This window comes from Lentzea sp. NPDC004782 (genome assembly GCF_040609115.1).
Classification (GTDB): Bacteria; Actinomycetota; Actinomycetes; order Mycobacteriales; family Pseudonocardiaceae; genus Lentzea.
In genome coordinates, this window is sequence record NZ_JBEXJN010000020.1 from 92,372 (window position 1) to 116,339 (window position 23,968).

A 23,968-nucleotide genomic window follows, 5' to 3' on the forward strand; every position below is an offset into this window, starting at 1 on the left:
CCGGGGCGCGGTTTGCGGTGTTTCGGGGGGGCGACCTCCGCGCGCGTGGGGCGCTCCCGCCCCAACCCCCCCACGGCAACCGCTTCACCGCAGGAAGGCCTCGATCACCTCGGCCACCCGAAGACCGGCGGCGAAGTCCGCGAGGTCGCGCGGGTGGTCGCCCCGGACCGCCCGGGCGAACAACGTGAGCCGCGAGTAGTCGGAACCGTTGCGCGCCAACGAGACCGGCTCCCAGGCGCTACCGTCCGAACTGGACAGATCAGTCCACTGGTCCAGGCGCAGCGACCGTTCGGTGCCCCACACCGTCCACTCGTAGACCTCGGGAGCCGCCAGCTGCGAGAACGCGGACACGTGCACCGGCACGCCACCGCCCCTCAGCACGCCGCGCGCGGCCACCTCGGCGGCATCCGCCCGCGGGAAGTCCGACGACACCGACTCGACGGTCAACGGTCCGAGCAGCCGGTCGGTGAGATAGACGAAGTGCGACAACACCTCGCGGACGAACCCGCCCTGTTCCGGCCGCGCGAGCCAGGCCGCCCCGGACTGGAACGCCCGTGGCCAGCGCGGGAACTGCAGCCTGATCTCCACACCCCGCAGCTCACCCAGTTCGGGCAGCCGCCGTTCGATCTCCAGCGTCGCCGCCATGTCCGACAACGCGAAGTTCACCGCGTTCGGCAGGCCTGCCGCCGCCCGAGCCATCGCGCGGGCCTCGTCGAGGTCGACGGCCAGCGGCTTCTCGCAGAACACCGCCTTGCCCGCGGCGAACGCCTCGGCCGCGAGGCGAGCGTGCAGCGCGGGCGGGGTGGCGATGTACACCGCGTCCACATCGGACAGCACGTCGCCCAGTGAGGTGACGACGGGGACGTCGAGCGCGCGGGGTGCGACGTCGACGCCCGCGACCACGGTGTAGCCGGGGTGCGCCTGCGCCGCCGCCAGCATCCGGGTGCCCATGGCGCCCAGGCCGACGACGGCGAGACGAATCGGAACAGCGATCATGCGCCTATTCTGCCGGTGCCCACGCCCGCGACAGCTTCACCCGCGCGCCGGTCTGCAGCAGCGAACCGGTGTAGAGCCGCGACGCGACCAGGAGGATCACCACGACGGTCGCCGCGAGGAGGCCGAGCGAGACCAGCGCCTCCCACGGCTGCGCCTGCTGCGCGAACATCCGCACCGGCATCGCGACTCCGGCGGTGAACGGCACGAACGACAGCACAGCGAGCACAGCGGGGTTGTCGAAGAAGAACTGCACGCCGAAGTACGGGCCCATCACCGCGAGCATCACCAGGCCCATGGTCGAGCCGAGGTCCTCCTGCCGGCTGACCAGCGCGCCCGCGACCGCCCACATCGACGAGATCAGCACGAACCCGAGCATCAGGAACGGCACGAACCACCCCAGCGCCGGCACCACCACGGCCAGCAGCTCCGACAGCCCGGCGACCCGCAGCGCGATCGGCGCGGCCAGCGCGAGCACCAGGACCTGGCCCAGCGTCAGGAGCACGTGCCCGAGGATCTTGCCCGCGAGCAGCGCCCGCACCGGCACCGTCGACACGAGGATCTCCACGATCCTGGTCTGCTTCTCGGTCACCGTGCTCTGCGCGATCGCCGCGCCGCCCATGCCGAACATGAGGAACACCAGCCCGAACACCAGCACCGTGACGAACCGCTGATCTGAGTCGACCGCGGCCGGGTCCAGCAGCTCGACCGGTGGTGCCGCGACGAGCTGGCGGATCACGTCGTTCGGCGGGTCGTTGAGCGCGAGCACCTTGATCCCGCCGCCGTCCGGGACGACCGCCGCCTCGACCTCGTCGGCCCTGACCAGGTCCGCGGCGGCCTGGACGTCGGCGACCTCGCGGACGTCGAGCTGCTTGCCCTGCACCGCGTGCACGGCCGAACCGACCACCGCGACCTTCGGGTCGCCGCCGCCGAACGCCGTCGGCAGCACGGTCAGCGCGAAGAGTCCGGCGATCGTGGCGAGGAAGCCGATCCAGAAACCCTTGCTGCTGACGAAAGTCTTCATCTCGCGTTCGGCGACGAGCCAGGTCGCCTGGGCGAAGGAGGCCCGGGCCACGTCAGATCACCTCCTTGAAGATCTCGTCGAGCGTGGGCACGACCGGCGTGAACGAGCGGACCTCGCCGCGTCGCACCGCTTCCGCGAGCACGCGCTGGGGTTCGTGCTCGAAGACCGCGCGCGGCCCGTCGAGGTCGAGGATCGTCGTGCCCGCGACGTCGCGGATCCAGCCGGCATCCTCCGCGACGACGATCTCGTAGCGCGCGGTCGCGTGCCGGTCGCGCAGCTCCTCCCGCGAACCCGCGGCGGCGATCCGTCCCCTTGAGATGATCACGACGTCGTCGCAGAGCCGTTCCACGATGGCCAGCTGGTGGCTGGAGAACAGCACGGGCACACCGTTCGCGGCCCGTTTGCGCAGGACGTCGAGCACGGTCTCGACGGCGATCGGGTCGAGGCCGGAGAACGGCTCGTCGAGGATCAGCACGTCCGGGTCGTGCACCAGCGCGGCCGCGATCTGCACGCGCTGCTGGTTGCCGAGCGACAGCTGCTCCAGCCGGTCACCCGCCCGCTCGGTGAGCTCCAGGTCGTCGAGCAGCTGGTCGGTGTTGCGCTGCGCCGTCGTCCGGTCGACGCCGTGCAGCCGGCCGAGCCACGTGATCTGCTCGCGCACCTTCATCTTCGGGTAGAGGCCGCGTTCCTCCGGCATGTAGCCGAAGTGCGGCCGGTCCGCCGGGGTGACGGGCTTGCCGTGCCAGCTCACCGAACCCCCGTGCGCGGCGAGCACCCCCAGCACGATCCGCATGGTCGTCGTCTTGCCGGAACCGTTGGCGCCCAGGAAGCCCGTCATCCTGCCGGGCCGCACGTCGAAGCTCACCCCGTCGAGGACGCGGTGGTCGCCGAAGCTCCGGCAGATCCCCCTCACAGTCAACATGCCCCGGAACGTTATGCGGTTCGTACCAAGATCGCGTCATCCGCCCGGCATCCTCCTCGCGGATGACTCCTCACGGGCTAACCCGGCCAGCAGCCGGTGTAGCCCTCGGCCAGGAACCGCGACCCCGCCCGCGACCCGACCACCGACGCCAGCTCACCGAGCTGCCGCCGCACGTCGAAGTCCGTCGCGCCGGGCAACGCGTGCAGCATCGTCGTCATCCAGTACGAGAAGTGCTGCGCCTTCCACACCCGGCCCAGCGCCCGCGGCCCGTACTCGTCCAACGCGTCACGGTCGTTCTTGAGCAGAGCGCGCTCGATGACCTCGGCCAGCACCCGCACGTCCGCCAGCGCCAGGTTCAGTCCTTTCGCGCCGGTCGGCGGCACGGTGTGGGCGGCGTCGCCGGCGAGCAGCAGGTTGCCGTACCGCATGGGTTCCGCGACGAACGACCGGAACCTCAGCACCGTCTTCTCGGTGATCGGCCCTTCCTTCAACGTGAAGCCGTCCGGTCCGGCCACCCGGGTCTGCAGCTCCGACCAGATCCGGTCTTCCGACCAGTCGGCGGGATCGGTCTCCGGGTCGCACTGGAAGTACATCCGCTGGTGCGTCTCGGTGCGCTGGCTGATCAGCGCGAACCCGTGCGGCGAGTGCGAGTAGACCAGCTCCGGCGCACTGCGCGGCGCCTCGGTGATGATGCCGAACCAGGCGAACGGGTACTCCCGGAAGCTGTGCGTGCGCACGGACTCCGGCACCTGCGCCCGGCAGATCGACCGCGATCCGTCCGCACCGACCAGGAGATCGCAGAAGACCTCCTGCCGGACACCGTCGCTGTCGACGAACCGGATCACGGGGCCGGTCAGGTCCACCGAGGTGTCACTGACCCCGAACCGCACGTCGCCGCCGTCACGGGCGCGGGCGTCGGCCAGGTCGACGAACACGTCGGTCTGCGGGTACAGCCACACCGACTCGCCCACCAGCGCCCGGAAGTCGATGCGGTGGCTCTCGCCGCCGAACCGCAGGTCGATGCCCTCGTGCGGATGACCGTCGCGCAGCACCCGGTCGGACACGCCGGTGTCGACCAGCAGCCGTGCGCTGTCTGCCTCCAGGATGCCCGCGCGGACGGTGTTCTCGATCTCCAACCGCGTCCGGCAGTCGACCACGACGCTGTCAATTCCGTTGAGCGACAACAGGTGCGAGAGCATCAGCCCGGCCGGTCCGGCGCCCACGATGCCCACCTGGGTGCGAGTCACGCATCCTCCTTCAGAACCTGCCGGGCGATCCCGAACGCGTGGTTGGCCGAGGGCACACCGCAGTAGATCGCGCTTTGCAGGATCACCTCACCGATCTCCTCGACGCTCAGCCCGTTCCGCCGGGCCGCCGCCACGTGCATCCTGAACTCGTCCCAGTGGCCCCGCGCGATCAACGCCGTCAACGTCATCGCGCTGCGCATCCGCCGGTCCAGCCCCGGCCTCGTCCAGACCTCGCCCCACGCGTAGCGCGTGATGAAGTCCTGGAAGTCCCGCGTGAAGTCGTCCGGCGCAGCCCGGTCCACGTGCGCGTCACCGAGCACCTCACGCCGGACCTTCATGCCGTCGTCGTACGTCACCGCTTCTCCCACCTCTTCAGCACGACGTCCACGAAGGACTCCGCGGCCCCCAGGTACGAAGCCGGGTCCGTGCCGCCACCGCGCTCCGCCAGCAACTCCCCCGCGGCCCCGGCGGCCCTGCGGGCCATCACGCCGGCATGCACTTCGAGGCCCTCGACCAGCTCGGCGGCCTGTGACGCCGCCACCACCGCCAGTTCGAGCAGCGACCGCAACGCCGGCCACTCCGCGTGCCAGGCCCCGTCCGGCCGCTCGTCCACCGCCCGCGCCGAGCACAGGTGCAGCTGCGCACCCAGCTGCGGCGCCTGCAGGGCAGCGCTGTTCACCAGCACGGCCAGCACCGGGTTGCGCTTGTGCGGCATGGTCGACGACCCGCCCCGCCCGGCCACGGCACCCTCGGACACCTCGCCGATCTCCGGCCGTCCCAGCGTCAGCACGTCCGCGGCCAGCACCCCGAGCGCGTCGCACACCCGCACCAGCACGTCCCCGAGACGCGTGACGGGCGCCCGATGCGTGTGCCAGGGCAACCCCGGCCACACCAGCCCCAGGTACCCGGCGAAGGTGGACGCGGCCGCGACCGGGTCGCCTGCCACGCGGGACAACGTCCCGGCCGCACCACCGCACTGCACCGGCAGCACCACGGCCGACAGCTCGTCCAAGGCGTCCAGCACGCCCGTCAGCCACCGCGCGGCCTTCAGCCCGAACGTGATCGGCACGGCGAACTGCGTCAGCGTCCGTCCGGCCATGACGCTCGACCGGTGCTCGTCGGCCAGGCCGACCAGCGCGGAGCCGACGCGCGCCAAGTCCGCGGACACGCGCGTCACGACCTCGCGCGCCAGCAACATCAGGGCGGTGTCGAGCACGTCCTGACTCGTCAGTCCGGTGTGGACCGGTCCGGAAACCCGCTCCCGCAGGCCGGAGACCAACGGCAGCACCGGGTTCCCGGCCGCCTCGACCTCGGCGGGATCGAGCACCCACGGATCCACCGAGATCGAGTTGCCCAGCACCCGTGCCCACGCGACCTCGACGTCCAGCATCGCCCGGACCAGCGCGGCGTCGTCGACCAGTCCGGCAGCGCGATGCGCCCCTGGGAGCACCGTCACGTCCGCGGGAACTTGAAGAAGGTCGTCTGCGACGGCCCCTGCAGGTGGAGGTCGAACCGCAGCCGCCCGTCGTCCTCCCGCGCGGCCACCAGCCCGTCCAGCGCGCCGTCGGCGCCGGGCAGGTAGATCCGGGTGAACAACCGGTCGAGCAGGCCGCGGGCGAAGACCGTGACGGCGAAGAACGGCAGGCCGGGCTCGACCGTGCTGAACCAGTAGTGCCCGGCGGCGTCGGTGCAGCAGCGGCCCCACCCGGTGAACCCGGCACCGCGCCGCCGCAGCGACCCGCCGACCACGGGCACCACGCCGGAGGCGTCGGCCTGCCGGATCTCGATCAGCGCGTCCGGCACCGGATCGCCGGCCCCGTCGTGGACGTACCCGTGCAGCACCACCGACCCCGCCGACCCGAACGGCACCAGCTCGGCGTCGCCGGGGTAGGCCAGCGCGTGGTGGAAGAACGGCCCCACGGTCTGGCCGGGCGTGGGCCCGAGAACGGACTCAGTCATCGGACGGCTCCAGGTAGGTCGCGTGGCTGCCGGTCAACACGATGTCCCAGCGGTAGCCGAGCAGCCACTCGTGCTCGGACTGCGCGTGGTCGTAGGACGCGATCAGCCGGGACAGCGCGGCCGGTGAGGTGATCGACTGGGCGATCGGGTCGAGCGCGATCAGCTGGTCGCCGGGGAAGTACATCTGGGTGATCAGTCTTTGGGTGAAGTCCGTGCCGAACAACGAGAAGTGGATGTGCGCGGGCCGCCAGGCGTTGTGGTGGTTGCGCCACGGGTAGGGGCCGGGCTTGATCGTCGTGAACGAGTACCAGCCGTCGTCGTCGGTCAGGCACCGCCCGACGCCGGTGAAGTTCGGGTCCAGCGGCGCGGGGTGCTGGTCGCCCTGGTGCGAGTAGCGGCCCGCGGCGTTGGCCTGCCAGATCTCGACGAGCTGGCGGCGCACCGGCCGTCCGTCGCCGTCCACGACCCGGCCGTGGACGCGCATGCGTTCGCCGATGGGCTCGCCGCCGCGCTGGATGGTCAGGTCCGACTCGACCGCAGCGACGTCGGAGTGGCCGAACACCGGGGCGAGCAGTTCGGCGCCCTCCGGGTCGACCAACCGGAACTCCTTGGTCGGGTGGCGCAGCAGGCTGCTGCGGTAGGGCCGGAAGTCCAGCAGCGGCGCACCCGCCGGTGAGTCGGCCTGGATCTTCGCGATCTCGTCGCTGATCTCTTGCTGACTGGTCGTCACGGGGTCGAACGCTAGGGCGGGCGGCGGTCGCCGTCGACCGGAGGTTTCCACTCACCGGAAACCCCCGCACCACCGCTGATCACGCGGTCGTGCAGGGCGTGCCGTTCAGCGAGAACGACGTCGGCGCCGAGTTCCGGCCGTGCACCGAACCGTTGAACCCGACCGACACCGAGCCGTTCGGCACGATCAACGCGTTGTAGTTCGTGTTGGTCACACTGACGTCCCCACCGGACTGGGACACCGACCCGTTCCACATCTGCGCGACGGTCTGCCCGTCCGGGAAACGCCAGCGCAACGTCCAGCCGTTCATCAGCGCGCCGCTGACGTTGCGCACGGTCACCTCGGCCTGGAACGCGCCCGGCCACTGGCCGTTGACCCGGTAGACGACAACGCACGGCGGCGAGGGCGGCGCCGGAGGTGGCGGTGGCGGCGGGGTGGTGGCAGAGGTGGAGGTGGCGGCGGCAGGCGGTGGTGGAGGCGGCGGGGGTACCGGGGTCGGCGGGGTCGTCGACGTCGGACAGTCCTGCGCCCACAGCCCGAGCTTCGCCTTGGAGGCCTTGGACTCCGCCTCCATCATCGGGCCGCCGTCGACGCCGGTGGTGCGCAGGATGCCGTTCTTGACGGCCAGCAACGCGTAGTCCGTGCCGTCCGAGAGCAGCAGCGTCACCTCACCGGGCGTGATGCTGCCGACCTGGACGTCCTTGTCCACCAACGTCTTCTGCGCGAACTCCAGCGCCGCGGCGGCAGCGCAGGGGCTCGGCTCGGCGAGCAGCGAGATGCGGGCTTTCGTGCCGTCGGCCAGTTCGACGGTGCGGCCGTCGATGACGGCACGCACCTTTGTGGACATGGCCTTCTCGGCAGGCGTCGAGGAAGAACCTCCTGGTGCAGGCGAGGGCGTGCCGCTCTGCTCCACCGTGCACGCGGCGGTGAGCAGGGTCAACAGCACCAACAAGTGCTTCCGTGCTGCCATTGCGCAAACCTATCGCCGGAGGCAGCGTCCGCAATCGGCTGTTCGGCGTTGATCAACTCGGGCGTTCAGAGTCTGCCGCACGTGGAATCAGCCCTGGCCGCTCAGGGCCGTTCACACCAACGGTATGCGAGCGTTAACAGACCAACGGCGGTGTTGCGCGGCTGGTCGCCTTCCGTTCATCGTTTGGTGGTGATCACCAGAAATGATCACGGCGTCCAGGTTCCCTGCCGATGGAGGTCTGAAGTGCAAACCCTGCAACCGAAGCGGGCACACCGCCTGCTCGCCGCTCTCGCGATCGTCGCGTCCGTGCTCGGCCTGACCGTGGTCGCCGCACCGGCTGCCAGTGCCGACGTCTACGACAGCTGCACGATGTCGCGCTGTGCCGCCGCGCGCTCCGCGAACTCGACGTGGAAGTCGATGGGTTACCCGGTCGACCGCACGTGGTACGACTGGCCGGACGGAAGGTGCAACTTCGCGGGCGGCGTGTTCTCCAACCGCGACGGCCAGCTGCCCTCCGAGGACAGCTACCAGGAGTTCGACGTCTACCCGCGCTCGTGCGGAGCGCGGCGTGACGCGTACCGGATCGTCGTGGACATGACCACCGGCGCCGTCTACTTCTCGCCGGACCACTACTCGAACTTCTACCGCCTGTGAGTCAACGGGCGCTGCGGTCGAGCCACGACCGCAGCGCCCACCAGGTGTGCAGCGTTGCGAGCACGTGCGACCGCTCCGCGTCCGGGTTCTCGCCCAGGTCTGCCGACGTCAGCTCCACCAGCCGGTCCAGCCGGTACCGCACGGTGTTCGCGTGGATGTGCAACGCCGACGCCGTCGCGCTGAGCCGGCCGCCGTTGTCCAGGTAGCACAACGCCGTCGCCACCATCTCGTGGTGGAACGTGCTCTTCGGGTCGAGCTGTCCGAGCAGCTCGTCCACCAGCGTGCCGGCCAGCCCGGGGAACGCGGCGAGAGCGGTCTCACCGGCGAGGTCGACCAGGTTCCGCACGCCGGAGCCTCCGGCCGCGGCCAGGGCCTGCGCGCACATGGAGTACATGCCCCGCAACGACTTCAGCGCGGTCGCGGGCGACACCACCAGCAGGTCGTCCGACCAGGTCGGCGGCAGGTGCGTGAGCCCGGCGAGCCGTCCCTCGACCAGCCCGTACACGCCGCCGAACGGGTGCAGCCGCTGTTCCAGCGTCCGCGCGTGACTCGGGTCGGTCACCGCCGACACGACGCAGTGGTAGCGCCCGTCCGGTCGAAGTCCGGCACGGGCGAGCTCGGACGCGTCCGGGAAGTCGCCGGACACCAGCAACCGGCGCAGCACCTGGGTGTTCAGCTCACGGGCCGTTCGGGACAGCTGCAGCTCGGCCGTGTGGTACCCGCTGACGATGTTGCGCTCGACCGCGCCGACGTAGTGGTCGAGGTCGATCATGAAGTCCAGGATCGCGCCGTCGTCGACCGCCAGTGACCGGGCCAGCTCGACGCTCGCGCGGATCAGCTCGGTCCGTCCGGCGTGCACTCCCCGCAACAGCCCGGCCATCGACACGCCCTGAGCCGCGCGGTCGGCACCCAGCGCCAGCGCCGCCGAGAAGTCGCCGTCGTCGGGCGACCCGCCGCGCTCCAGGTGCGCGATGCCCTCCGCGAGCAGGAACGCGATGTGCCGCCGGTTCTCCTCGGCGGGCAGCCTCGCGACCTCCGGCGAGTGGCCGCGGGCGGCGTCGACGACCCGTTCGACCACCTTCTCGTCGGCCGCGACGGCTTCGAGCACCTGCCGCACCATTGCGGACATACCCGGCACAGCACCTCCCACGAGCCCGGTTGTGCGCCGGCCACAACACAGCCGTCGCCGTTTGGTGGCCGGGCCCTATCCCTCGCTCGGTTCTCCCTGGTTAGTTCAATTACGCGAGATTAATTCGCGTTGGCACCACCCTTCAACGGGTCTGCGGTCTCCCCTGTTGATCGCCAGGCCACGAACCGATCGGGGCGCACCAGGAGTGCGCCCCGATCGGTGCTGCCGCGGCGTCACGGCTTTCCTTTCAGGCGCGGGAACAACGCCTCGGAGTTGCCCCGGTCGATCGCGGTCCGCAGCGCCGGGTCGAGCGGGTACTCCTCGTACTGGGCGTTGATCAGGTCGACCGCGATCGGCGGCGCGAACGGAAAGTCGCTGCCGTAGGTGACGTGGCCGGGGTCGGCGACCTCCAGCAGGCTCGGCAGCGCGGCGGCCGTCGCCGAGATCGCGATGTCGTAGTAGAACTTCTTCAGCACGTCGAGGCTCGGGGCCAGCCCCTCCTTCGCCATCGTGAGCATGATGCGGTAGGCGATGTAGGGCACGAACCCGCCGGCGTGCGCGAGGATGAACCGGATGCCCGCGTACCGCTCCATCGCGCCGGAGAGGACGAGGCTGATCGCCGTGCGGGTGGTGTCGAGCAGGAAGTCCGCGGTGAACGACGGGATGCCGGGCACCGGCGGGGCCGGCAGCTCGCCGGGGTGCACGAACACCACGGCGTCGCGCTCGTGCAGGAACTCCAGCAACGGGCGGAAGGTCTCGTCGCCCAGGTAGCGGCCCTCGTAGCTGGCGATCAGGACGATGCCGTCCGCCTTGAGCACGTCCAGCGCGTAGGCGGCTTCCTCGATCGCGCCGTCCACGTCGGGCAGCGGGAGCGTGGCGAAGGTGCCGAACCGGTCGGGACGCCGGTCCCGCAGGTCCGCGCACAGCTCGTTGATCTCGCGGGCCCACCTGCGGGCCTCCCGGTCGTCGCCGAAGTGCACGCCGGGGGTGGACAGCGACAGGATCCCGGTCTGGATCCCGTGGCCGTCCATGAACTTCAGCGCGCCGTCCTCCGACCAGTCGGGGACGGCGACACCGCCGGGCTCGATTCCCTTGTCGCGCAACCATTCCGCGTAGCGAGGCGGGACGACGTGTTGATGCGTGTCGATGCGGTTCACAGAAGCACCACCAGATATCCGATGACGAGCAACGCGCACACGACGGCCGGCGCGAGCTGCGGGAGGGCGTCTTCGTTGCGCACGTGCGTGATCACTGCGCCGGCGAGGAGCAGGAGCAGGCCCGCTCCGGCGAGACCGCCCAGCAACGGGGTGGCGAGGCCGAGCAGGACGCCGGCGGCACCGGCGAGTTCCAGGGCGCCGATGCCGCGGTAGGCGATGACGGAGAAGCCGGAGTGGGCGGCCAGCTCACGCGCCCGGGGCAGAGCGAGGACCTTCATCGTGCCGAGGGCGGTGAAGATCAGGGCGACGAGAACGGCGAGGGTGACGGTCACTGCAGGCTCCAGATCACGGCGTAGCGGTTCCTGATGGAATCAGGAGTTACGAACACATCTTCAGTCAAGCAGTTTCTGACGATTCCATCAGTTGTGACGTTCGACTAGACTGCCTGGGTGACCGAGAACCGCCTGGAGCGCCGCAAGGCCCGCACCCGTGCCGCACTGGTCCGCGCGGCGCAGGAGTTCATCGCGAACGGCAGGCTCAACGCCCCGATCCTGGAGATCACGCAGAGCGCCGACGTCGGGATGGGCTCGTTCTACAACCACTTCGAGAGCAAGGAAGACCTGTTCCAGGCGGCGCTGGAGAACGCGCTGGACACGTTCGGCCAGGTGCTCGACGACCTCACCGGCGGCATCGACGACCCCGCGCACGTGTTCGCGCAGAGCTTCCGGCTCACCGGACGGATGCACCGGCGCCTGCCGGAACTCAGCAAGGTGCTCCTGCACAACGGTTTCGAGTTCACCAAGTCGGGCAGGGGCCTCGCGCACCGGGCCCGCCGCGACATCGACGCGGCACTCGCGGCCGGCCGCTTCACAGTCGCCGACCCCGAACTGGCCCTGGTGATCGCCGCGGGCTCCGTCCTGGCACTCGGCCAGCTGCTGCACGCCGAACCCGAGCGCGACGACGCGGCGGCGACCGACCAGATCGCCGAGGACCTGCTGCGCATGCTGGGAGTGCCGGCGGACGAGGCCCGCGAGATCAGCCGCCGGCCGCTACCGGACCTCGACGCCTGACCGCCTGGCCACAGTCCTGTGCGCGTTCGCTGTCGATGAAGGGCGCCTTCATCCACTCCAGGTGCAGGAAGGGTCCCTTCATCGAGCACCCGGCACGCTGCGTTCGGGACGCTGACGGACAGAACTTCCAGCCACGTCCAGGACCCGCTTCAGCGAGCTGTCCGGGGGGTTTCCACGGCCGAGTCGAGCACCAGGTGATCGTCGTCCCACGGCTACCACAGCCCGCGCATGCGCTGGACGTGCCGCGGCCACGGAGGAGGTGAGCTGCAGGTCCACCACCTCGTCCACGTTGTCGTCGGGCGGCACCCCGCCAACGCCTCGGCGAGCGTGCTCTTGCCCGTGCCGGGGACGTCCGCGACCAGTACGACGGCGGAACGCCCGGTCGTCGGTTCCAGGTCCAGGCGGGGCGTCGTGCCCTCAGCTAAACATCGATGTGCGCGCCCATGATCACTGTTCGCTCACGGGGCAACCCGAAGTGCTCGGCGGCGTCCGCGGTGATGTGGGAGGTGGCGACGAACAACCGCTTGCGCCACGCCGCCATCGTGGGTGCCTGGCCGCGCCGCAGCTCGATCTTCGACAGGAAGTACCGCGCCTGGTCGAGGTCCAGCTCGCCCTCGGTCTGCGACGCGTCCAGCAACGCCAGTGCGGCGGGCACGTCCGGCGTCTCCATGTAGCCGAAGCGCGCGCTCACGTGGATGATCCCGTCGTCGCCGTAGCCGAGCTCGTCGACCTCGATGCGGCGGTCCGGCGGCACGCGCGGTACGGGTTCGGTCTCGATCGACACGACCACCACGCGCTCGTGCAGCACCTGGTTGTGCTCGACGTTGGCCCGCAGGGCGAGCGGCGCGCTCTCCTTGCCGCGGTTGAGGAACACCGCCGTGCCCGGCACTCGGGTGGGCGACAGCTCGTGCAGCTCCTCGACGAACGCCCGCAGCGATCCCTCGGCCCGGCTGCGGTTCCTGGTGACCACCGCCCTACCCCGCTGCCACGTCGTCATGACCGTGAACGCGGTGAGCCCGATCAGCAGCGGCAGCCACGCGCCGTGCAGCAGCTTGGTCAGGTTGGCCGCGAGGAACAGCAGGTCGACGCCCAGCAGCACGACGCACCCGAGCGCGATCGCCCAGGCCGGCGCACCGAACTTCAGGCGCGAGATGAACAGGAACAGCGTCGTGGTGATGGTGATCGTGCCGGTGACCGCCATGCCGAACGCGAACGCGAGCGCCGCCGAGCTGCGGAAGGCGAACACCAGCGTCAGCACCGACACCATCAGCAGCCAGTTGATCCACGGCACGTAGATCTGCCCCATCGTCGCCTCCGACGTGTGCGCGATCCGCAACCGCGGCAGGTACCCGAGCTGGGCGGCCTGTGCGGCCACCGAGTACGCGCCGGTGATCACCGCCTGCGAGGCGATCACGGTCGCCGCCGTCGCGAGCACCACCGTCGGCCAGCGCCCCCACTCGGGCACGAGGAGGAAGAACGGCCCGCTGACGTTGGACTCGTCGGCGAGCACCAGCGCGCCCTGCCCGAGGTAGCTGAGCACGCACGCCGGCAGCACCAGGAACAGCCACCCGCGCGCGATCGCGGGCCGGCCGAAGTGGCCCATGTCCGCGTACAGCGCCTCGGCACCGGTCACCGCCAGCACGATCGCCGCCAGCGCGAAGAACGCGATGCCGAAGTGCCCGAACAGGAACCCGATCGCGTACGTCGGCGACAGCGCCTTGAGGATTTCCGGATGGCCGGCGATCCCCGCGATCCCGGCCGCGCCGATGGAGACGAACCACAGGATCATCACCGGCCCGAAGAACCGGCCGACGACCGCGCTTCCCCTGCGCTGCACCAGGAACAGGCCCACGATGATCACCGCGGTGATCGGCACGACGAACCGTTCCAGGTCCGGGTCGACGACCTTCAGGCCCTCCACCGCGGACAGCACCGAGATCGCCGGGGTGATCATGCTGTCGCCGAAGAACAGGGCGGCGCCGAAGACGCCCAGCGCCGCGAGCGTGGCCGCCGCTTTCCGGCCCTGCTTCGACTTCCACCGCCGCAGCAGCGTGATGAGGGCCATGATGCCGCCCTCGCCGTCGTTGTCGACGCGCATCGCCAGCAGCACGTAGGTGACGGTCACGATGATCATGACCGACCAGAAGACCAGCGACACCACGCCGTAGACGTTGTCGACGCTCACCGGGACCGGGTGCGGGTCGGCGGGGTTGAAGACCGTCTGGATCGTGTAGATCGGGCTGGTGCCGATGTCGCCGAACACGACGCCGAGCGCTCCGACGATCACCGCCGGACGGACGGTGCCGTGCGCGACCTGCTGTCGATCAGTCACCTGCGGAAGATAGCCACCTCTCACACCCGTCGCACGGCCAACCTTTGACATACCCATACCCCCCTAGGGTATAAATGAGGTGAGCCCACCGCTCCCCCGGCGTGACAGCCGGCCGCGCGGTGGCCGGAGAAGGAGCGAGACATGCACGGCTACGCCGGGAACAAGGACGCCCACCTGCGCAGCCTCCGCCGGATCGAGGGGCAGGTCCGCGGCCTGCAGCGGATGATCGAGAACGACGAGTACTGCATCGACGTGCTCACCCAGATCTCCGCGGCCACACGGGCGTTGCAGGCGGTCTCACTGGGGTTGCTCGACGAGCACCTCAGGCACTGCGTGAGCCAGGCCATCAGCGAGGGCGGCACCGCGGCCGACGCGAAGATCGCGGAAGCCGGCGACGCCATCGCCCGCCTGGTCCGTTCCTGACCCGTGAGGAGTACGAACCATGAGCGAGTCCAGCTACACCGTCAACGGCATGACCTGCGGCCACTGCGTCAGCTCGGTGACCGAGGAGGTCAGCCGGATCAGCGGCGTCAGCGACGTGGCCGTCGACCTGCCGACCGGCCGGCTCACGATCACCAGCGCCGCGCCGGTCGCGCTCGACGACGTGCGGGCCGCGGTCGCCGAGGCCGGCTACGAGCTGGCCGAGCGATGAGGACCGGGTACAAGGTCGCGCTCTACGGCGTGGCGCTGGCCGTGGTCTTCGGCGGCACCTGGGCCGCGGGCGCGGCCGCCGGTCCGCTCACCAAGCCGGAAACACCTGTGACGCACGACGAACACAGCGCCGAACCGGCGAAGGTCCCGCCCGGACTGTCCGTTTCGGACAACGGCTACACGTTGCGGCTGCACGAGAACGAGTCGCTCGGCTTCCACATCAGCGGTCCGGGCGGCAAGCCCGTCACGAAGTTCGACGTGGAGCACGAGAAGCGGCTGCACCTGATCGTCGTCCGCCGCGACGGGTCGGGCTTCCGGCACGTGCACCCCGAAATGACGCCGGACGGCATGTGGTCGGTGCCGCTCGAGCTGACCGAAGCGGGCAGCTACCGCGTGTTCGCCGACTTCAAGCCGACCGACGGTCCGAAGACCACGCTCGGCGCCGACCTCCAGGTCGCGGGCGACTACCGGCCGCGGCACCACGCCGAAAACCGCACGTTCACCGTCGACGGCTACGAGGTAACCCTCGACGGCGACCTCGATGCCGGTGCCGCGTCCACCGTGACCATCGGCATCACCAGGGACGGCAAGCCGGTGACCGACCTGCAGAACTACCTGGGCGCCAAGGGACACCTGGTCGCGCTGAGGTCGGCCGACCTCGCGTACCTGCACGTGCACCCGGAGCAGGGCGACGAGGTGAAGTTCGCCGTCGAGGTGCCGACGGCCGGGACGTACCGGCTGTTCCTGGACTTCCAGCACGAGAACGAGGTCCGCACGGCCGAGTTCACGCTGACGACCCGTGAGGAGGGCGGTCATGGCCACTGAGACCACCGTCGAGATCTCGATCGGCGGCATGACCTGTGCTTCCTGTGCCGCGCGGATCGAGCGCAAGCTCAACAAGCTGGACGGGGTCGAGGCGTCGGTCAACTACGCGACCGAGAAGGCCAGGATCAGCTACCCGGGCAACCTCACCCCCGCCGACCTGGTGAAGGTCGTCGAGGACACCGGCTACACCGCCGAGCTCCCGCAGGCGCCGGACGCCCCCGCCGAAGAGGACGACGACCCGACCAAGACCCTGCGGCAACGGCTGATCACGGCGACCGTGCTGGCCGTGCCGGTGATCGCGCTCGCGATGATCCCGCCGCTGCAGTTCACCTACTGGCAGTGGCTGTCGCTCGCCCTCGCCGGACCGGTCGTCACGTACGCCGCGTGGCCGTTCCACAAGGCCGCGTGGACGAACCTCAAGCACGGCGCCGCCACGATGGACACGCTGATCTCGCTCGGCGTCGGCGCGGCGTTCCTGTGGTCGCTCTACGCGCTGTTCCTGGGCACCGCGGGCACGCCGGGCATGACGCACGGGTTCACGTTCACCGTCGAACGGATGGCCGGCACCGGCAACATCTACCTGGAGGTCGCGGCGGGCGTCACGACGTTCATCCTGGCCGGGCGCTACTTCGAGGCGCGGTCCAAGCGCCGCGCCGGAGCGGCGTTGCGGGCACTGCTCGAACTGGGCGCCAAGGACGTCGCGGTGCTGCGGAACGGCGGTGAGGTGCGCGTCCCGACCGGCGAGCTGCGCCAGGGCGACCGGTTCGTCGTGCGGCCCGGCGAGAAGATCGCCACCGACGGTGTCGTCGAGGAGGGCAGCTCCGCGGTCGACGCGAGCATGCTCACCGGCGAGTCCGTGCCCGTCGAGGTGCGGCCGGGCGACCCGGTCGTCGGTGCGACGGTCAACGCGGGCGGCCGGCTCGTCGTGCGGGCCACTCGGATCGGTTCGGACACCCAGCTCGCGCAGATGGCGAAGCTGGTCGAGGACGCGCAGAACGGCAAGGCCGAGGTGCAGCGCCTCGCCGACCGGATCTCCGCGGTGTTCGTGCCGATCGTGATCGCCCTCGCCGTCGGCACGCTGGGCTTCTGGCTCGGCACGGGCGGCGGCGCGGGTGCGGCGTTCACGGCGGCGGTCGCGGTGCTGATCATCGCGTGCCCGTGTGCGCTGGGCCTGGCCACGCCGACCGCGCTGCTCGTCGGCACGGGACGCGGCGCCCAGCTCGGCATCCTGATCAAGGGTCCGGAGGTGCTGGAGTCCACCCGGCGCGTCGACACGGTCGTGCTCGACAAGACCGGAACCGTGACCACCGGCCGGATGAGCCTGGTGAGCGTGCACACCGCCGAGGACGAGGCCGAGGTCCTCAGGCTCGCCGGTGCGCTGGAGCACGCCTCGGAGCACCCGATCGCCAGGGCCGTCGCGAAGGCGGCGGGCGAGGTGCCGGCCGTCGAGGACTTCCGCAACGTCGAGGGACTCGGCGTTCAGGGTGTCGTCGACGGACACGCGGTGCTCGTCGGCCGGCAGAAGCTGCTCGACGACTGGAGCATCAGGCTCGACCCGGCGCTCGCCGAGGCCAAGGAGGCCGCTGAACGGCAGGGCCGCACGGCGGTGCTGGTCGCGTGGGACGGCAAGGCTCGCGGCGTGCTCGTCGTGGCCGACACCGTGAAGCCCACCTCGAAGGAGGCGATCGAGGGCCTGCGCGGGCTCGGCCTGCGCCCGGTGCTGCTGACCGGTGACAACGAGGCCGCCGCTCGTGCCGTGGCCGCCGAGGTCGGCGTCGACGAGGTCATCGCCGAGGTGCTGCCCGCGGACAAGGTCGACGTCGTGAAGCGCCTGCAGGACTCCGGCCGCGTCGTGGCGATGGTCGGTGACGGCGTGAACGACGCCGCCGCGCTCGCCCAGGCCGACCTGGGCCTCGCCATGGGCACCGGCACGGACGTCGCGATCGAGGCCAGTGACCTCACACTGGTGCGCGGTGACCTGCGGGCCGCCGTGGACGCGATCCGGTTGTCCCGCCGCACGCTGGCGACGATCAAGGGCAACCTGTTCTGGGCGTTCGCCTACAACGTCGCCGCCCTGCCGCTGGCCGCGCTCGGCCTGCTCAACCCGATGATCGCGGGCGCGGCCATGGCGTTCTCGTCCGTGTTCGTCGTCACGAACTCGCTGCGGCTGCGCACCTTCGCCTAACACAGTGGTCTCACGACCGGTTCAGTACCCTCGGCACATCAGTTCCCGATGCATAGGAGCGGGTGTGCCGAGGTTCGTCCTGGTCATCGCGTTGGTGACTGCGCTGGCCGCGTGCACCTCGAGACCGCAGGACACCACTTCCGCCGCGCCGGTGGCGGGCGGTGACCTCAAGGCCGGGCAGCAGATCTACATCTCGCTCGGCGACTCCTACGCCACCGGCTTCTCACCGGTCGGCAACGGCGAGAGCTTCGCCGACATCATCGCCAAGCGCGAGGGCCTGAACCTCGTCAACCTCGCCTGCAACGGCGTCACCTCCGCCGAGCTCCTCACCGAGCCCGCGTGCGGCCCGGAGGCGAACGGCAGGACCCAGATCGACGCGACCGTCGACGAGCTGCGCACCGGCAGGGTCGGCCTGGTCACGCTGGTGATCGGCGGCAACGACCTGGTGGAGCCGTGCGCGGTGGCGGACAACCCGCTCGAGTGCGCGACCGGCGCCCTCACCGACACCAAGACCAACATCGCCACCGCGCTCACCCGCATCCGCGAGGCCGCGCCGGACGTGACGATCGTCGGACTGACGTACCCGGACGTGTTCCTGGGCGCGTGGGTGAACCCCGCCTTCCCGAACGGCGAGGAGCTGGCGCGTTCGTCGGTGTCGCTGTACGAGGACTTCAACGGCGAGATGGCCACCGAGTACGCGAAGTTCGGCGCCAAGTTCGCCGACATCACCAAGACGACCGGCGGGTACGGGGCGCTGACGGAGCTGACCGAGCACCCGAAGTACGGCCAGATCCCGGCCTCGGTGGCCGAGGTGTGCACGCTGACGTACTTCTGCGACCAGTCCGACGTGCACCCCACGCCGGCGGGGCATCAGGCGATCGCGGACGCGATCATGGCGGCGGGTCACTGAACTGCGGGCGGGGTCGGCTCCGTATTACCCGAAAGCCTCTGTCGGGCGGCGGCGCCGACTGACAGGCTCGGGAACCGTTGCCGCAGCGAGGAAGTGTTCGATGACAGTGCTCCCGCAAAGCATGGACGCCCTGCACCGGCTCAGCGACGCCGTCGACGGCTTCCTGCGCAGTGAGAAGGAGTTCAACCTCGCCGATCCCGCGACGCACATGCTGGTCGGAGGGCGCTTCCGCACGCTCGGCACGCAGATCGGCGCCGGCGTGCTCGCGGGTGTGCCGGACGAGGACATCGCCGCGATCGTCCAACCGGCGCGGTCGGCGTGCGCGCGGACGCCGTTCATGCGCAGCGAGCAGGAATGGGCGCGCGGCTACCCGAGCGACTTCCGGTTGGTCGAGCACGTGATGGCGCAGGCCAACGGCGCCACGCCGGGCACCCTCGGGTGGCACGTCGAGGCGAGCCTGCAGAGCTCGGCGATCGCCCAGCAGCTGCGCAACCGGGTGCTGCACCAGGCCCGGCTGATCAGCGACGTGCTGACCGCGCCGCGCAACGGCCCGCGGTCGGTGCTGCTGATCGCCTCCGGTGCCGCGCCCGACCTGCGGCACGTCCCGCCGGGCGTCGTCCGCCCCGGCGACCGCTTCGTGCTCACCGACGTCGACCCGGACGCACTGGCGCTGGCGCAGAAGCGGCTCGGGCTGCTGGGCGACTTCACCACCGCGGTGCCCGGCAACGTCTTCCGCGCGCTCGGGCCCCTGGCGGAGCTCGGGCCGTTCGACCTGGTGCTCGCGAACGGCCTGTACGACTACCTCAACGACCGCGCGGCCGTCCGCCTGACCGAGGCCGTGCTGACCAGGCTGTGCCGACCGGGCGGCACGTTCCACTTCTCCTGCATCGGGGTGGGCAACCCGTTCCGGTGGCCGCTCGAGTTCCTGATGGAGTGGTCGCTGATCGAGCGCGACGAGGCCGCTGTGCGTTCGCTGCTGCCGGGCTGCGACGTCTCGATCGGCCACGACCCGACCGGGCTCGCGCTGCTCGCGCACGTCCGAACCAGGCGGTAGTGCTCAGCGCAAGCCGTGCGCGATCCGCGTCACGAAGGCCACCAGCCGGTCGGGGGTGAACTTCTCCGGGTCGGTCAGCACCAGCCGTCCCGACATCTCGGCCAGCGCGAGCATCGCGTGACCCAGCAGGCCCGAGTCGAGGTCGTCCAGGCCGCCCAGCTCCTTCAGGCCCAGCGCGGCCAGGTCCTCGATCTGGGCGAGGACGCCCGCGCGCACCAGCTCGACCTGGGCGCGGAACTCGCGCGGCGTGCCCTCGGGTGGCAGCAGCACCAGGCGCCAGCGGTCGGGGGCCTCGACGACGGCGTGCACGAAGACGCGGACGGCGTCGGCGAAGGCGTCGTCCGGTGAGCGGGTGGCGAAGTCGGTGGGCAGGGCCGCGATGACCTGCTCGGTGGCCCTGGCGGCCTCGCGTTCCAGCAGGGCGCCGATCAGTTCGGCGCGGTTGGCGAAGAGGTCGTAGAGGACAGGTTTCGTCACCTGGGCCTGTTTGGCGACGGATTCCATCGTCACCGTGTCGAACCCTGCCGGAATCAGGCTGAGGGCGGCGTCCAGCAGCTGCTCGCGGCGCTGCTCGGGCGGCAGGCGGCGAGCGTACTTCCGGCGCGTTGTGCTCACGGAACCATATTGCTACGGTGGCGTAGCTTTCACAAAGCTACGGCCGCGTAGTAATTGCCGGAGGTAGGCGATGGAGCCGGACAACCTCGTTCTGCAGCCTCGTGACGTGCGGTTCGACTGGTCGACCCTGCCGATGCACTGGGTCCCGGACGAGCCCGTGGCGACGCACGTCATGAACGTCCTGCACCTGCTGCTGCCCGAGGGCGAGCGCTGGTTCGTGCGGACGTTCCAGCAGGCCGTGCCGCTGATCTCCGACGACACGCTGCGCGAGGACGTGCTCGGCTTCATCGGGCAGGAGGCGATGCACGCCGAGGCGCACAGCGAGGTGCTCGACCACCTGCTCGCGGGCGGCCTGGACCCGCGGCCGTTCACCCGGCAGATGGAGCACGTGTTCCGGCGCATCCTCGGCCCCAGGCCGGGCCTGACCGACGAGCAGGCGCGCGAGCAGCTGATCGAACGGGTCGCGATCGTGGCGGCCGTCGAGCACTTCACGGCGTACCTGGGCGACTGGATGCTGAACGCCCAGGCGCTCGACCGGGCCGGCATCCACCCGGTGATGCTCGACCTGCTGCGCTGGCACGCGGCCGAGGAGGTCGAGCACCGCAGCGTCGCGTACGACCTGATGCGCCACCTCGACCGCCGGTACGTGCGGCGGGCGCGGACGATGCTGCTGGTCGCGCCGGTGCTGTTCTGGTTGTGGGTGCGCGGCGCGCGGTTCCTGGTGCGCGCGGACCGGACCGCTCGGGTGCGGCTGACGTGGCGCGAGGCGATGCGGGCCGGGCGGCGCGGGCTGCTGCCGAGGCTGTCGGAGATCTTCCGGGCGTTCCTGCGGTACTTCCACCCGGCGTACCACCCGAAGCAGGAGGGGTCGACGGCGCAGGCGGTCGCGTACCTGGCGTCGTCACCCGCGGCGCGGGAGGCGCACTGATGCTGCATGGCCTGACCCGGTTCGGCGAGCTCTACGACGCCGCCGTCACCCGTTTCGGCGGCCGCGCGCGGCCCGGCTCCGCCCGCGATGCCCTGTGGCTCGACGTCGTCGAACGCGCCGAGGTGGCCGACGGCGTGGTGAGCCTCCGGCTGGGCGGCCGGGCGCTGCCGCCGTGGCAACCCGGCTGCCACCTGGACCTGCACCTGCCGAGCGGCCTGCGGCGCCAGTACTCGCTGTGCGGCGACCCCGCCGCCCCCACCTACCGCATCGCGGTCCGCGCGGTCGGCTCAGGATCACACGAGGTGCAGGCGCTGAAGATCGGCGACCGCGTCCAGGTGCGGGGGCCGCGCAACGCGTTCCCGTTCGCCGGCATCGGACCGGTGCTGTTCGTGGCGGGCGGCATCGGGATCACACCGATCCTGCCGATGGTCCACGCGGCCGCGAGAGCAGGCCTGGACTGGCGGCTCGTCTACTGCGGCCGGTCGACCAAAGCCATGCCGTTCCTGGACGAGCTGCCGATCGGCCGGGCCGACATCAGGATCGGCCGCGGCGGCCCGCTTCTCGCCGACGCGCAACCGGGCGGCGCGGTCTACTGCTGCGGTCCGGCGTCGATGCTCGACCAGGTCCGCGCCGAGTTCTCCTCGCGCTGGCTGCACTTCGAGCGGTTCAGCCCGCCGCCGATCGTCGGCGGACGGCCGTTCACGGTCGAACTGCGCCGCAGCGGGGTATCCCTCGACGTGCCCGCCGACCGGTCGGCGCTCGACGTGATCAGGGACTTCCGGCCGTCGGTCGCCTACTCGTGCCGGCAGGGGTTCTGCGGCACGTGCGAGGTCGGCGGCGTGCGGATCTGCGTGGACCGGCCGAGCAGTGACCGACTCGTCCTGGAGGAGCTGTGAAGGTGCGTTCCGGAGAGGTCGACCTCGCCGTGCAGGTGCGCGGCACGACCGGACCGACCGTGGTGCTGGTGCACGGCTATCCCGACACGCACGTCGTGTGGGACCGCGTGACGGCGATTCTCGAGAAGGACTTCCGGGTCGTCACCTACGACGTGCGCGGCGCGGGTGAGTCGACGCCACCCTCCACCGAGGACGGTTACCGGCTGGAACACCTGGCGGACGACCTGTTCGCGGTGATCGACGCGGTCAGCCCGGACGAACCGGTGCACCTCGTCGGCCACGACTGGGGCTCGATCCAGTCGTGGGAGGCCGTCACCACGCCCGGCGCGCGCATCGCGACGTTCACCTCGATCTCCGGGCCGTGCCTGGACCACATGGGCCACTGGTCGCGCAAACGGTTGTCGGTCGCGCACGTCCGGCAGTTCCTGCGCTCCTGGTACATCGGCGCGTTCCACCTGCCGGTCGTGGCGCCGCTGTTCTGGCGCCTGTACCTCGGCCCGCGCTGGGGCGGCGTGCTGAAGCGGCTGGAGGGCGTCGACGCGAAGCCCGCCAAGACGATCACCAGGGACGCGGTGCGCGGAATCTCGTTGTACCGGGCCAACATCCGCCCGGTCATGCGCTCGCCGCGGCACCGCCTCGCGCCCATGCCGGTGCAGGTGATCCAGCCGACCCGCGACCGCTACATCCGCACCGGACCGCTCGACCTCGAACGCTGGGTGCCGTCGTTGCGGCGGCGCGGGATCGCGGCCGGGCACTGGGCACCGCTGACCCACCCGCGGCAGCTCGCCCGCATGATCAGCGAGTTCGTCGCGGACCCCGCTCCCCCGCGCGAGCTCGTCGTGATCACCGGTGGCGGCAGCGGCATCGGCCGGGCGACCGCGGTGGCGTTCGCCGAGACGGGTGCCCGAGTCGTGGTGTCCGATGTGGACGTCGCCGCCGCGAAGGAGACCGCGGAACTGGTCGGCGGGCACGCCTACGAGGTCGACGTCCGCGACGAACAAGCCGTGCGGGCGTGGGCGCGGCAGGTCGCCGACGAGCACGGGGTGCCCGACGTCGTCGTGAACAACGCCGGGATCGGCCACTCCGGGTCGTTCCTCTCGACCTCGACGCAGCAGTGGCAACGGGTGCTGGACGTGAACCTGTGGGGTGTCGTGCACGGCTGCCGCGCGTTCGGTGAGCTGATGGTCGAACGCGGAGAGGGCGGTCACATCGTGAACCTGTCCTCGGCGGCGGCGTACCTGCCGTCGAAGATCCTCTCCGCGTACGCGACCAGCAAGGCCGCGGTGTTCATGCTGTCGGACTGCCTGCGGGCCGAGCTCGCGCCGCACGCCATCGGGGTCAGCGCGATCTGTCCGGGTCTGGTCAACACGAACATCACGGCCACCGCGACGTTCTCCGGCGTCAGCGCCGAGGAGCAGAGCCGCAAGCAGGCCCGCGCGTCCCGCCTCTACGCGCGCCGCGGCTTCGGGCCCGAGAGGGTGGCCGCCGAGATCGTGCGCGCGGTTCGCCGCAACCGGCCGGTGGTCCCGGTGACGGTGGAGGCGAAGGCGGCCCGGCTGGCGAGCCGGGTAGCCCCGGGCCTGCTGCGAGCGTTCGCCAAGCTGGACCTCGCCTGACCAACCGCGCATTCGACGTCGATGAAGGGCGCCTTACTCCACCTGAGGTGCAGCAAGGCGCCCTTCATCGAGCACCCGGCACGCCGGGTTCGGGCGCGCGC

The 23,968-nt window shown here is 70.8% G+C and carries 25 protein-coding genes and 1 pseudogene; 11 read left to right on the forward strand and 15 right to left on the reverse strand.

Annotation, left to right across the window (positions count from 1 at the left end; all coding sequences use genetic code 11):
* Window positions 1–84: 84 nt before the first annotated feature.
* The 9 genes from ABZV40_RS19855 to ABZV40_RS19895 form a co-directional block, all read right to left on the reverse strand.
* Window positions 85–996, reverse strand: a complete 912-nt coding sequence (locus tag ABZV40_RS19855) for a Gfo/Idh/MocA family oxidoreductase (protein ID WP_355443176.1) — start codon at window positions 994–996, stop codon at window positions 85–87.
* A 4-nt stretch (window positions 997–1,000) separates the two neighbouring features.
* Window positions 1,001–2,017 carry an ABC transporter permease gene (locus tag ABZV40_RS19860; RefSeq protein WP_355443359.1) on the reverse strand — a complete coding sequence of 339 codons (1,017 nt, stop codon included), beginning with the start codon at window positions 2,015–2,017 and terminating at the stop codon, window positions 1,001–1,003.
* A gap of 52 nt (window positions 2,018–2,069) precedes the next feature.
* Complete coding sequence (locus ABZV40_RS19865; protein WP_355443179.1) at window positions 2,070–2,939, reverse strand: ATP-binding cassette domain-containing protein; 870 nt, start codon at window positions 2,937–2,939, stop codon at window positions 2,070–2,072.
* A gap of 77 nt (window positions 2,940–3,016) precedes the next feature.
* On the reverse strand, window positions 3,017–4,186 hold the full coding sequence (locus tag ABZV40_RS19870; protein WP_355443181.1) for a 4-hydroxybenzoate 3-monooxygenase: 1,170 nt from the start codon (window positions 4,184–4,186) through the stop codon (window positions 3,017–3,019).
* Window positions 4,183–4,524 carry a carboxymuconolactone decarboxylase family protein gene (locus ABZV40_RS19875; protein ID WP_355443362.1) on the reverse strand — a complete coding sequence of 114 codons (342 nt, stop codon included), beginning with the start codon at window positions 4,522–4,524 and terminating at the stop codon, window positions 4,183–4,185. Before ABZV40_RS19875 ends, ABZV40_RS19870 begins: the two co-directional genes overlap by 4 nt.
* A gap of 14 nt (window positions 4,525–4,538) precedes the next feature.
* Window positions 4,539–5,642: a lyase family protein gene (locus tag ABZV40_RS19880; protein WP_355443184.1), complete on the reverse strand. Its 1,104-nt coding sequence runs from the start codon at window positions 5,640–5,642 to the stop codon at window positions 4,539–4,541.
* Window positions 5,639–6,145, reverse strand: coding sequence for a protocatechuate 3,4-dioxygenase subunit alpha (locus tag ABZV40_RS19885; protein WP_355443187.1), 507 nt, complete (start codon window positions 6,143–6,145; stop codon window positions 5,639–5,641). Before ABZV40_RS19885 ends, ABZV40_RS19880 begins: the two co-directional genes overlap by 4 nt.
* Window positions 6,138–6,854, reverse strand: coding sequence for a protocatechuate 3,4-dioxygenase subunit beta (gene pcaH, locus ABZV40_RS19890; RefSeq protein WP_355443365.1), 717 nt, complete (start codon window positions 6,852–6,854; stop codon window positions 6,138–6,140). The genes ABZV40_RS19885 and pcaH overlap by 8 nt, the downstream gene beginning before the upstream one ends.
* Window positions 6,855–6,954: 100 nt before the next feature.
* Entirely contained in the window at window positions 6,955–7,845 is an 891-nt protein-coding gene (locus ABZV40_RS19895; RefSeq protein WP_355443190.1) for a cellulose binding domain-containing protein, read from the reverse strand.
* 243 nt (window positions 7,846–8,088) lie between these two features.
* On the opposite strand from ABZV40_RS19895, the gene ABZV40_RS19900 reads away from it, so the two are divergent.
* Complete coding sequence (locus ABZV40_RS19900; protein WP_355443193.1) at window positions 8,089–8,499, forward strand: ribonuclease domain-containing protein; 411 nt, start codon at window positions 8,089–8,091, stop codon at window positions 8,497–8,499.
* Between the two features lies 1 nt (window position 8,500).
* Here ABZV40_RS19900 and ABZV40_RS19905 read toward each other — a convergent pair whose 3' ends face one another.
* From ABZV40_RS19905 to ABZV40_RS19920, 4 genes and pseudogenes are all read right to left on the reverse strand, one after another.
* A complete protein-coding gene (locus ABZV40_RS19905) occupies window positions 8,501–9,628 on the reverse strand; it encodes a helix-turn-helix domain-containing protein (protein ID WP_355443195.1) in 1,128 nt (375 codons plus the stop codon).
* A gap of 119 nt (window positions 9,629–9,747) precedes the next feature.
* Window positions 9,748–9,840 (reverse strand): annotated as a pseudogene (locus ABZV40_RS19910) (hypothetical protein); the annotation flags it as partial.
* A gap of 21 nt (window positions 9,841–9,861) precedes the next feature.
* Window positions 9,862–10,785, reverse strand: a complete 924-nt coding sequence (locus ABZV40_RS19915; protein ID WP_355443198.1) for an amidohydrolase family protein — start codon at window positions 10,783–10,785, stop codon at window positions 9,862–9,864.
* Complete coding sequence (locus ABZV40_RS19920; RefSeq protein WP_355443201.1) at window positions 10,782–11,117, reverse strand: DoxX family protein; 336 nt, start codon at window positions 11,115–11,117, stop codon at window positions 10,782–10,784. Before ABZV40_RS19920 ends, ABZV40_RS19915 begins: the two co-directional genes overlap by 4 nt.
* A gap of 117 nt (window positions 11,118–11,234) precedes the next feature.
* Here ABZV40_RS19920 and ABZV40_RS19925 point away from each other — a divergent pair, with 117 nt between their 5' ends.
* The gene (locus tag ABZV40_RS19925) at window positions 11,235–11,855 is read left to right on the forward strand and encodes a TetR/AcrR family transcriptional regulator (protein WP_355443204.1); all 621 of its coding nucleotides are present in this window, start codon (window positions 11,235–11,237) and stop codon (window positions 11,853–11,855) included.
* A 421-nt stretch (window positions 11,856–12,276) separates the two neighbouring features.
* Here the strand turns inward: ABZV40_RS19925 and ABZV40_RS19930 are convergent, their stop codons facing one another.
* Entirely contained in the window at window positions 12,277–14,187 is a 1,911-nt protein-coding gene (locus ABZV40_RS19930; RefSeq protein ID WP_355443208.1) for a potassium transporter Kup, read from the reverse strand.
* Between the two features lie 141 nt (window positions 14,188–14,328).
* Here ABZV40_RS19930 and ABZV40_RS19935 point away from each other — a divergent pair, with 141 nt between their 5' ends.
* The 6 genes from ABZV40_RS19935 to ABZV40_RS19960 all read left to right on the forward strand — a co-directional run bounded on the left by ABZV40_RS19935 (window position 14,329) and on the right by ABZV40_RS19960 (window position 19,812).
* The gene (locus ABZV40_RS19935; RefSeq protein ID WP_355443211.1) at window positions 14,329–14,610 is read left to right on the forward strand and encodes a metal-sensitive transcriptional regulator; all 282 of its coding nucleotides are present in this window, start codon (window positions 14,329–14,331) and stop codon (window positions 14,608–14,610) included.
* A 19-nt stretch (window positions 14,611–14,629) separates the two neighbouring features.
* Window positions 14,630–14,839 (forward strand): heavy-metal-associated domain-containing protein, encoded by a 210-nt coding sequence (locus ABZV40_RS19940; RefSeq protein WP_355443214.1) that lies wholly within the window; start codon window positions 14,630–14,632, stop codon window positions 14,837–14,839.
* Window positions 14,836–15,663 carry a hypothetical protein gene (locus ABZV40_RS19945; protein WP_355443217.1) on the forward strand — a complete coding sequence of 276 codons (828 nt, stop codon included), beginning with the start codon at window positions 14,836–14,838 and terminating at the stop codon, window positions 15,661–15,663. The genes ABZV40_RS19940 and ABZV40_RS19945 overlap by 4 nt, the downstream gene beginning before the upstream one ends.
* Entirely contained in the window at window positions 15,653–17,848 is a 2,196-nt protein-coding gene (locus ABZV40_RS19950) for a heavy metal translocating P-type ATPase (protein ID WP_355443220.1), read from the forward strand. The genes ABZV40_RS19945 and ABZV40_RS19950 overlap by 11 nt, the downstream gene beginning before the upstream one ends.
* Before the next feature lie 64 nt (window positions 17,849–17,912).
* A complete protein-coding gene (locus ABZV40_RS19955) occupies window positions 17,913–18,758 on the forward strand; it encodes a GDSL-type esterase/lipase family protein (RefSeq protein WP_355443222.1) in 846 nt (281 codons plus the stop codon).
* A 100-nt stretch (window positions 18,759–18,858) separates the two neighbouring features.
* Window positions 18,859–19,812 carry a class I SAM-dependent methyltransferase gene (locus ABZV40_RS19960; protein WP_355443225.1) on the forward strand — a complete coding sequence of 318 codons (954 nt, stop codon included), beginning with the start codon at window positions 18,859–18,861 and terminating at the stop codon, window positions 19,810–19,812.
* A gap of 3 nt (window positions 19,813–19,815) precedes the next feature.
* Here ABZV40_RS19960 and ABZV40_RS19965 read toward each other — a convergent pair whose 3' ends face one another.
* The gene (locus ABZV40_RS19965; protein ID WP_355443228.1) at window positions 19,816–20,427 is read right to left on the reverse strand and encodes a TetR/AcrR family transcriptional regulator; all 612 of its coding nucleotides are present in this window, start codon (window positions 20,425–20,427) and stop codon (window positions 19,816–19,818) included.
* Between the two features lie 70 nt (window positions 20,428–20,497).
* Here ABZV40_RS19965 and ABZV40_RS19970 point away from each other — a divergent pair, with 70 nt between their 5' ends.
* The 3 genes from ABZV40_RS19970 to ABZV40_RS19980 are packed head-to-tail and all read left to right on the forward strand — an operon-like array spanning window position 20,498 to window position 23,867.
* On the forward strand, window positions 20,498–21,355 hold the full coding sequence (locus ABZV40_RS19970) for a metal-dependent hydrolase (RefSeq protein WP_355443231.1): 858 nt from the start codon (window positions 20,498–20,500) through the stop codon (window positions 21,353–21,355).
* Window positions 21,355–22,251 (forward strand): PDR/VanB family oxidoreductase, encoded by an 897-nt coding sequence (locus tag ABZV40_RS19975; RefSeq protein WP_355443234.1) that lies wholly within the window; start codon window positions 21,355–21,357, stop codon window positions 22,249–22,251. Before ABZV40_RS19970 ends, ABZV40_RS19975 begins: the two co-directional genes overlap by 1 nt.
* Window positions 22,252–22,253: 2 nt before the next feature.
* On the forward strand, window positions 22,254–23,867 hold the full coding sequence (locus ABZV40_RS19980) for an SDR family oxidoreductase (protein WP_355443237.1): 1,614 nt from the start codon (window positions 22,254–22,256) through the stop codon (window positions 23,865–23,867).
* Window positions 23,868–23,968: the final 101 nt, after the last annotated feature.

What these genes read in the sequence shown, in the direction of transcription:
- ABZV40_RS19970 (WP_355443231.1), top strand. Translation starts at nt 20,498, where the DNA reads ATGGAGCCGGACAACCTCGTTCTGCAGCCTCGTGACGTGCGGTTCGAC.
- ABZV40_RS19940 (WP_355443214.1), top strand. Translation starts at nt 14,630, where the DNA reads ATGAGCGAGTCCAGCTACACCGTCAACGGCATGACCTGCGGCCACTGC.
- ABZV40_RS19895 (WP_355443190.1), bottom strand. Translation starts at nt 7,845, where the DNA reads ATGGCAGCACGGAAGCACTTGTTGGTGCTGTTGACCCTGCTCACCGCC.
- ABZV40_RS19950 (WP_355443220.1), top strand. Translation starts at nt 15,653, where the DNA reads ATGGCCACTGAGACCACCGTCGAGATCTCGATCGGCGGCATGACCTGT.
- ABZV40_RS19905 (WP_355443195.1), bottom strand. Translation starts at nt 9,628, where the DNA reads ATGTCCGCAATGGTGCGGCAGGTGCTCGAAGCCGTCGCGGCCGACGAG.
- ABZV40_RS19855 (WP_355443176.1), bottom strand. Translation starts at nt 996, where the DNA reads ATGATCGCTGTTCCGATTCGTCTCGCCGTCGTCGGCCTGGGCGCCATG.
- ABZV40_RS19945 (WP_355443217.1), top strand. Translation starts at nt 14,836, where the DNA reads ATGAGGACCGGGTACAAGGTCGCGCTCTACGGCGTGGCGCTGGCCGTG.
- ABZV40_RS19860 (WP_355443359.1), bottom strand. Translation starts at nt 2,017, where the DNA reads ATGAAGACTTTCGTCAGCAGCAAGGGTTTCTGGATCGGCTTCCTCGCC.
- ABZV40_RS19975 (WP_355443234.1), top strand. Translation starts at nt 21,355, where the DNA reads ATGCTGCATGGCCTGACCCGGTTCGGCGAGCTCTACGACGCCGCCGTC.
- ABZV40_RS19935 (WP_355443211.1), top strand. Translation starts at nt 14,329, where the DNA reads ATGCACGGCTACGCCGGGAACAAGGACGCCCACCTGCGCAGCCTCCGC.
- ABZV40_RS19960 (WP_355443225.1), top strand. Translation starts at nt 18,859, where the DNA reads ATGACAGTGCTCCCGCAAAGCATGGACGCCCTGCACCGGCTCAGCGAC.
- ABZV40_RS19875 (WP_355443362.1), bottom strand. Translation starts at nt 4,524, where the DNA reads ATGAAGGTCCGGCGTGAGGTGCTCGGTGACGCGCACGTGGACCGGGCT.
- ABZV40_RS19865 (WP_355443179.1), bottom strand. Translation starts at nt 2,939, where the DNA reads ATGTTGACTGTGAGGGGGATCTGCCGGAGCTTCGGCGACCACCGCGTC.
- ABZV40_RS19885 (WP_355443187.1), bottom strand. Translation starts at nt 6,145, where the DNA reads ATGACTGAGTCCGTTCTCGGGCCCACGCCCGGCCAGACCGTGGGGCCG.